General features: G+C 65.1%; 4 protein-coding genes and 1 pseudogene. 2 read left to right on the forward strand and 3 right to left on the reverse strand.

Annotated features, from left to right (window positions below; translation table 11 throughout):
• Positions 1-125: 125 nt before the first annotated feature.
• A pseudogene (locus E1288_RS48440) lies at positions 126-325 on the reverse strand (sugar ABC transporter ATP-binding protein); the annotation flags it as partial.
• A gap of 535 nt (positions 326-860) precedes the next feature.
• Here E1288_RS48440 and E1288_RS47735 point away from each other — a divergent pair.
• On the forward strand, positions 861-1013 hold the full coding sequence (locus E1288_RS47735) for a hypothetical protein (RefSeq protein ID WP_165968632.1): 153 nt from the start codon (positions 861-863) through the stop codon (positions 1011-1013).
• Positions 1014-1059: 46 nt separating this feature from the next.
• On the opposite strand, the gene E1288_RS45605 is transcribed toward E1288_RS47735, so the two are convergent.
• Together E1288_RS45605 and E1288_RS50680 are read right to left on the reverse strand one after the other, a co-directional pair.
• Positions 1060-1611 carry a hypothetical protein gene (locus tag E1288_RS45605; RefSeq protein ID WP_132495487.1) on the reverse strand — a complete coding sequence of 184 codons (552 nt, stop codon included), beginning with the start codon at positions 1609-1611 and terminating at the stop codon, positions 1060-1062.
• Between the two features lie 52 nt (positions 1612-1663).
• Positions 1664-4921, reverse strand: a complete 3258-nt coding sequence (locus E1288_RS50680) for a pentapeptide repeat-containing protein (protein WP_408014318.1) — start codon at positions 4919-4921, stop codon at positions 1664-1666.
• Between E1288_RS50680 and E1288_RS50685 the strand changes: the two genes are divergently transcribed.
• The gene (locus E1288_RS50685) at positions 4802-5482 is read left to right on the forward strand and encodes a hypothetical protein (protein ID WP_408014319.1); all 681 of its coding nucleotides are present in this window, start codon (positions 4802-4804) and stop codon (positions 5480-5482) included. The genes E1288_RS50680 and E1288_RS50685 overlap by 120 nt on opposite strands.
• The last annotated feature ends 2076 nt before the right edge of the window (positions 5483-7558 follow it).

A 7558-nucleotide genomic window follows, 5' to 3' on the forward strand; every position in this document is an offset into this window, starting at 1 on the left:
GGCTCGATTCGCTCCCACAGCTCGTCGGACACGATCCATGGCGGCTGCTCACCCTTCTTCACACGATCATGATCAACCATCAGGGAATGCCAGTCACTACAAGTGATCATTCTGTTAGGAACTCTTAGGAACACGCAGGATTCGCGCACGATAGCCCGCCCCATAGCAACCCGCTGCAGCTGCCCGCCGGACAGCGCCTTCGGTTTACGATCCAGGTACTTGGTGAGACCCAGCACCCCCGCAACCTCCCCGATCTTGTCCTTAATCTGCTGCTGGGAATGCGACGCAACTTCAGTGCAAAGGCCATGTCCTCCGCGACCGTCATGATCATTGTGTCCCAGCGCCCGGCTACAGCGCACCCACTCACTCCGAGCAGCGCGGCCAGCAGTAGCGAAGCCCGGCGGAACCGCGGCCTAAACATCGGCACTACCCACCTGCGTTTAGCACTCCGATTCGCACACTCCGAAGTGCGGCAAGACCAGGACCTTCACTCCAGCCTGGTTGCGAGTCAACGTCATTGCTTCGTCAAGACCCGATAGAGGTACGGCGTGGGCCAACAACGGATCGGTACGGATCGAGCCTGATGCGATCAGGTGCATCGCCATATCGAAGCGGTCCAGCCCGGCCATCGAGCGACTCGCCCTGTCGTCGTGGTCAGCGGGGCGCTGAGGAGGTGCACGGAATCCCCGGACCGAGCTTCTACGTGTCCTGACGGCACAACGGGCGCGTCGTCGCCCGTTCTCGCTGAAGTTCTTGGGCCCCATATCAAAGATCGGTGAGCGACCGCAACGACTACGGGGCCGTCGGAGACAACTCCGGCAGCCCCTCGCGCGAACCCAAGCGATCGCCGCAGGGTAGCGGTGGTCGATGCCAAAGTGGCGGCCTCTAAATATCTCGAAGCGGATGCGGTCATCAGCAACACCGTGTGCACGCAGCGCTCAGTCGAATGCGGTGGCGCCCAGGTCGAGGAAGTATTCATTGTCATCGCCGGCATCGACCCCAAGCAGCCCTGATACCACATGCCGCTTGGGAATGACGCGCCATCAGTCGCACCGGGTCTCAGGCGAGCCACTTGTCCCACAGTCGCTCATAAGTACGACATGTAATACAGAACACCCAGTCATCACCATGCTCGTCGCGGCGGACGTACTCGTCATACAGGCCGTAGAAGTGCCCGCCCTCGTGGGCCAGCTTGAACTCGTCGGCGTCCTCAGCCCAGCCCAGCATGTCCGTCTTGCCACCCGCAGGCCCGACGGCGATAACCGCCTGCGCGACTGGCGACGGATCATGCAGCACCCGCATGTGCAAGCTGTCACCACCGGGCAGACGGTAGCCGGCCGCGGTCGTCGGCACGCCCCGCATCCGGCTCGCATGCTCGGTGATCCCGTCGGTCAACACTTGCGCCACCGCAGCCACGGGTGCGGGGTCCGCAGCGTGCAGGTTAACGACCGGAGAGGCAAAATCCCGCTCCGCACGTGCCACCGGCCTTTCCGCCAGATCCCGAGCGTGCTCCGCCAACGCCCTAATCTGCGCCGGAGTGAGCTCGGCCCCAGCTGCCTCGACGACGAGCTCGGGACAGTCATGACGCAGCGGTTCGGCCGTGGTGGGCACTCGGCACGCGTAGCGCCTGGCGGCCAGGTCGGTTGGCGCCTCCGTAACCGGCTCAGCGATCCTTGTCCGGCACCGTGTCGAACACCGGCGACATGCCGCCGGAAGACGTGTCGCTCGGACGCCGCTCCTGCCGACTCGCCCCCGATGGGAACAACGTCGAGGAAAAGTGCGTACCGACCCAGGCATCACCGCTGGTGGCCAGCGGCGGCCACGCCGTCTCGGTCTTGCCGGGCAGCGGTTTTTCGGCAGGTGGCGGCGGGGTGTTCGTGGGGAACGCGGCCCCGGCCCGCTTGCCGCTGCCGTCGACCAGCAGCCAGCCGTTCGACTCCGGATTGATGGGTGGTCTGGACGAGAAGAACACGCCGGTCCGGGCACCGAGCCTGCTGAACAACGGCCACACCGACCGGCTCGGTGCCAGGGCGCGCGTGGCGTCCGGGCTGACTGCCACCTGCGGGTGCACGGGAAACGACACACCAACCTGGTCACCGCGGTCGTTGACCCAGGGCACCGCGCTCGCCTGCACGTCCATCAAAACCGCCTCGCCAGTCGCGGGTGCCTGTGAGGCAGGCGGTGCCGTTCCAGGGCCGGGCAGTGGCGAGTCGCGTTCCAGCACCACCGTGCCCGGCCCCGTTAGTGAGCCTGGCGGCGGAGCGTCCACCGCTGTCGACGGCGGCGGGACGGGCTGGACCGACCGGGTGCGCTGCGGACGTGTGTCCGGAAGGGTTGCAGCTGGCATCCCCTCAGAAGAGACCACGGCCACAGCGGGGTAAGCAGTCGAGCCTGCATTGTTCCCGGCTGGTTTCAGCCCGCTGGAAATGCTGGTGCCGGCGTCGTTCCGATCGGGCTGTGTTGTTTTTCCGGGTGTCGCTGCGCTGGTCAGGCCACTGAACAGTCCACCCTCGTCGGGAAGCTGGTGATCCGCGTCTGGGTGCTCCAACTTCCGCCCGGAGTATTCTACGAGAACGATCTTCGTCGCGTCGGGCGAAAGCTTGCCGAGTTTTCCGGTCTGGCCATCCAGGAAGACGACACCCTCGGGCCGGTTGATGACGTTGAAGACGTGGGCGATCGGCTTTGTTCTCTCGACGTACACGAGCGCACGAGCCCCCACCTGGGCCTTCTTCATGTGCCTGATCACATCGTCCCACGAGTAGAACAAATTCCATGCGGTCGTGTGGAAATAGTTCCGGATAGCGGTGGCCGTGTTTCGAGGTTGCGCCACCCATGGCGCCTTCGCGGCAATGTTGTCCATCGCCTTGTCGGTCGCCGCGATACACTCGGAGCAGTTGACGTTCGGCCCACTGTCCGACAGGTGTCCGTGGTACCAGTCCCGCAGTGTCGACCGCAGCTCACCGGGGAAGTGGTCGTACCAGAGGAAATTGGCGGAATTGACGGACAGCAGATGCGGAAATTCCGACTTGATGTACCTGCGCGCCCGCAGGAGCGAGACCGAGTCGAAATGGATCGCCGGTTCGCTCACCGCTTTGCTCCTCGTGGCAAGCCCGGACCAGGTATCCGTTGGCATGCCAGCGGGTTTGCCGGCAAATGGATGGCCGGCGCTCGCGGGGTAATCCAGGCCGACAGGGCTTAGCCGAGCGATGTCGTCGTCGGACAGCGCGGCCCCGTGCCCCCGCGACGGCGCACCCTGGACTACCGAGTGCTCCGGCATCCCCTCACCCAAGGAAGAACCAGCCCGCTCAGACCCCAAAGCAGCACCCGAACCCGCCTCAACCGCCGCGGCGGAATCCGGCCGCACCCGTTTCGCCACTGGCTCAAGCGGATCCCGGCCACTGCCAAAAGCAGCCTGGCGTTTACGCTCCGCTCTCACGTCAGAGCCGGTCTCCGAGGTTCCCCCGTGTTCACCGATGTCCAACCAGCTACCAGACGGCGGAACACCCGGCTGCACCTCGACCGCAGAGACGACTTCGCGTTGCACCAGGCTCGCACGCTGCACAAAGTCCCGGCCAGCCAGCTTGCCGGACAGTTTCTTCACTTGGGTGTGGGTGAACCCCTCCAACAGCAAGCCCCGAACCCACGCTGCCACCAGATCCCGCGTGACCGGACAGACAAAGCGGCCTCCCCTGTCGCGGGCAAGGGGCAGCTGCAGGTCGCGCCCCTGGCCATCATCCCATCTGTGGTCAAGCAGGAACTCCCGCAACGTCCCTAGCCCGCCAGACTGCGGGCGCCACCCAACAATCCGCTCCCACTCCCCCACCGGCACCACTGGCGGGACCACCTCCCTCCACCACGTCAGCACAGTGTCGCTGCCAACCAGCCCACCGGACAGCTCCGCCACACTCCATCTGGTGTGGGCGTATCCGTCAGCTTCGTTGGTCTGCCAGCGCAGGCCCTGAACCCACGCCTCCACCAGCTCCCCCGCGCCCGGATGGACAAAGTGGCCGTGATCGTCCTGGTCAAGGAGCAGCTGCAGGTCGCGCCCCTGGCCATCGTCCCATCTGAGATCAAGCAGGAAATCCAGCAGCGTCCCCGGCCCGCCAGGCTGCCGACGCCACCCGACAATCCGCTCCCGCACCCAACCCGGCACCAGCGGCTCGCCCCCCACAGCGGCACGCCCACCGGCATCCACGAGATCACCAGCGGGCACATCACCGAACCAGTCCTCCGCTCCCCCAGCGGAATCGAGCCACCAGCCCGCCACCTGCCCATCGACCGACAGGTCACCACCAGCCGAGTCAACACCGGCCAAGTCCAAGCTAGCCGGATCAAAGCCGGCCAGATCAAGATTGGTCGGATCAACGCCAGGCAGGTCAACGCCGGTCAGGTCAACGCCGGTCAGGTCGGAGCCCACCACACCCGGGACTACCGAACCAGCCTGCTCAGACCCCCAAACAGCACCCGAACCCGCCTCACCCAAACCACCTGGATCCGGCGCGTCGGAACGGGTGTTCCAGCCGGCACCCGGCACAGCGTTCGGATCCGTCACAGCGACATCCGGGACACCCCCGTCACCCAGACCGGACCGGCCCAAAACCGCATCCGGCACCACCGCAGTGTCCGTTACGGACGGATCAACAGCAGCGGGCACATCACCGAACCAGTCCTCCGCTCCCCCAGCGGAATCGAGCCACCAGCCCGCCACCTGCCCATCGACCGACAGGTCACCACCAGCCGAGTCAACACCGGCCAAGTCCAAGCTAGCCGGATCAAAGCCGGCCAGATCAAGATTGGTCGGATCAACGCCAGGCAGGTCAACGCCGGTCAGGTCAACGCCGGTCAGGTCAACGCCGGTCAGGTCAACGCCGGTCAGGCCAACGCCGGTCAGGCCAACGCCGGTCAGGCCGGAGCCCACCACACCCGGGACTACCGAACCAGCCTGCTCAGACCCCCAAACAGCACCCGAACCCGCCTCACCCGCCACCGCAGCGGAATCCGGCCGCACCCGTTTCGCCAATGGCTCAAGCGGGTCCGGGCCACTTCCGGAAGAAAGCTGGCGTTTACGCTGCGCGCTCACACCAGGGCCGGTGTCCGAGGCGGCACCGTGGTCACCAATGTCCAACCAGCTACCAGGCGGCGGAACAATCGGCTGCACCGTATCCATCCAGCCACCGAACCCAAGCCAATACGACTCGGATTCCTCGTCAGCCACGCCAGACTGCGCGACACGCCCTTCGCCCACACCATGCACCGGCACATCGGCGTCGTCCACGTCCGGTTCGGGCAAACCGCCAGACCCGGCGTCGGACTCAACAAACCCGGACGGCGTCGCGCCCACGAACAGCGAATCGTCGTCCTCGCCCTCCTCGCCAGGCCGCACCCCCACGCCGTCGGCTATGTGCTCGCCGGTACCCGCATGATCACCAATGCGCGGCGGAGTGCCGGACGGTGCCGACGCAGAGGTCTCGGTGAGCAGTAGCTCGTCCCTTCCCATGGCGGACGAGCCGATCACCACGTGCTCACGCAACTCGGCAAACGGCGGGCGAAGTCCCTTATATACCTCCTTCAGAGCACGGTCCAGTAGTTCCTTGACCCCCGCCTCACGCTCCTGCGATTCACTGGGAATCTCGACGTTCAGCGTGGGACGCGCTTCAGGCGGACTCGCCACAAACCGACCGACGAAGCCCTCCAGCCGCCAGAACAGCCGCTGCTCAGCGGTGGCCGACAGACGTTTAAATCTCAGGGCCAGCTGGTGGGCGCCGCGATAGTAATCCGCGGTCCGGCCCGACAGATCGCCGACAGACCGGATGGCGAAGCTGGGCAGGACGGGCAAGCCGGGGTCTTCGCCGCGTTTTCTCTGAAGTCCCATCCAAGACCAGGTCACTGGCAGACGTTCCAGGGCCGCAGCGAATTCTTCGTCGACGCCGCGCTCACCGTCCCCATCGGCCCCGTTCTCACCCTCACCACGCGACGGCCGCTGCTTCATCCCCTGGTCCAGAAAGCCTCTGATGCAGCTCTGCGTCCGCTCCTTCACCGTCGGCTGCAACGCGCCCGGCAGCGACCCAAGCGGCGGATTCGGCCTCCTATTACCTTCGACATTCGTCCGAACCGTGATCCGGATGTCCGGCAACTCCACCTCCGGCCCCAGCCCGGCAACCAGCCCCGCGATCACTTCGCCCAACTGCCTCCCATACTCCACAACACGCTTCCGGTCCAGGTCGAGCAACTCCGTCTTGCCCACATTAAGTTCGCGGAAGATCCCGTCACGCAAGTTTTTCGGCATTTTCGGCAATCCCACCCGAGCGCCCGGGCCCGCACGCCACAAAAAATCCTCTCTAGTCAGCCCGCCGGACAGTTCCATCACTCTGTCTCGGGAAGATCCCTCCGACAGCAAGCCCCGAGCCCACGCTGTCACCAGATCCCGCGTGACCAGAGCAAGGCGGCGACCCTTGCCGTGAGCAAGGGGCAGCTGCAGGTCGCGCTGCTGACCATCATCCCATCTGAAACCAACCAGGAACTCCCGCAACGTCCCCGGCCCGCCAGACTGCGGACGCCACCCGACAATCCGCTCCCGCACCCAACCCGGCACCCACTCCGGCACCACCAGCGACTCGCCCCCCACAGCGGCGTGTTCACCAGTTCGCTGAGTGGCCATGTAGTGGTCCGTACCGTTGTAGACAATGTGGTAGGTCTCCCTGGCGTCATGCTGCTCGACGCCCTGAGTGGACCGGCGACCGTCAGGGACGATCACCAGGATGTTGACGCCCAGCAAGTCCGCAACAAGCTGGGGAGCAACATCACCACCAACATTGCTCCAACTCTGGGATGTGCGTATGTCGTCCGCGACGACCCGCAACGACTCCCACTCACCATCAGAGCCAGCGACGAATCTTTGCAGATAACTGCCGGCGAGCGCGCTGCGCAACCCCTGCACAGTCCGTTCATAACCCAGCCGGTCAAGCCGGGGCCCCCAAATCCCTTCCGGCACAGATTTCAGGACCGACCGATAAAAACAATCCCCATCGGCGTCAACATCGACGATCCCCAGCCCCAACCCACTCGCCGTCGCCTGCTGCTCGGGCGTCCCCCACAAACCACCAGAAGCAAGCGCGACCCGGGACAACCCGGAAATACCCGCATCCCTGCACACACGCCGCACAAGTCTCCGGCCAGCCAGCCCGTCGGACAGTTTCATCACTCCGGTTTGGGTGAATCCCTCCAACAGCAAGCCCCGAACCCACATTTCGACCAGATCGTTGGTGAGCGGAGCAAGCCGGTAACCCAAGCCGCGGGCAACGGACAACTGCTGGTCGCGCTGCTGACCATCATCCCATCTGAAACCAACCAGGAACTCCCGCAACGTCCCCGGCCCGCCAGACTGCGGACGCCACCTGACAATCCGCTCCCGCACCCACTCCGGCGCAGACTCTGCTGAAGCAGAGAGATCAGTGGGACGAGACGTGCTGGGTGCACCACCACGCAGGCCTGGAATCAGCGGCCGGTCATGACCGTTACGCACCTGTGCCTCAACCAAGGCGACTTCATAGGCCAGGCT

Origin of the sequence: Saccharopolyspora elongata, assembly GCF_004348985.1 — a bacterium.
Classification (GTDB): domain Bacteria; phylum Actinomycetota; class Actinomycetes; order Mycobacteriales; family Pseudonocardiaceae; genus Saccharopolyspora; species Saccharopolyspora elongata.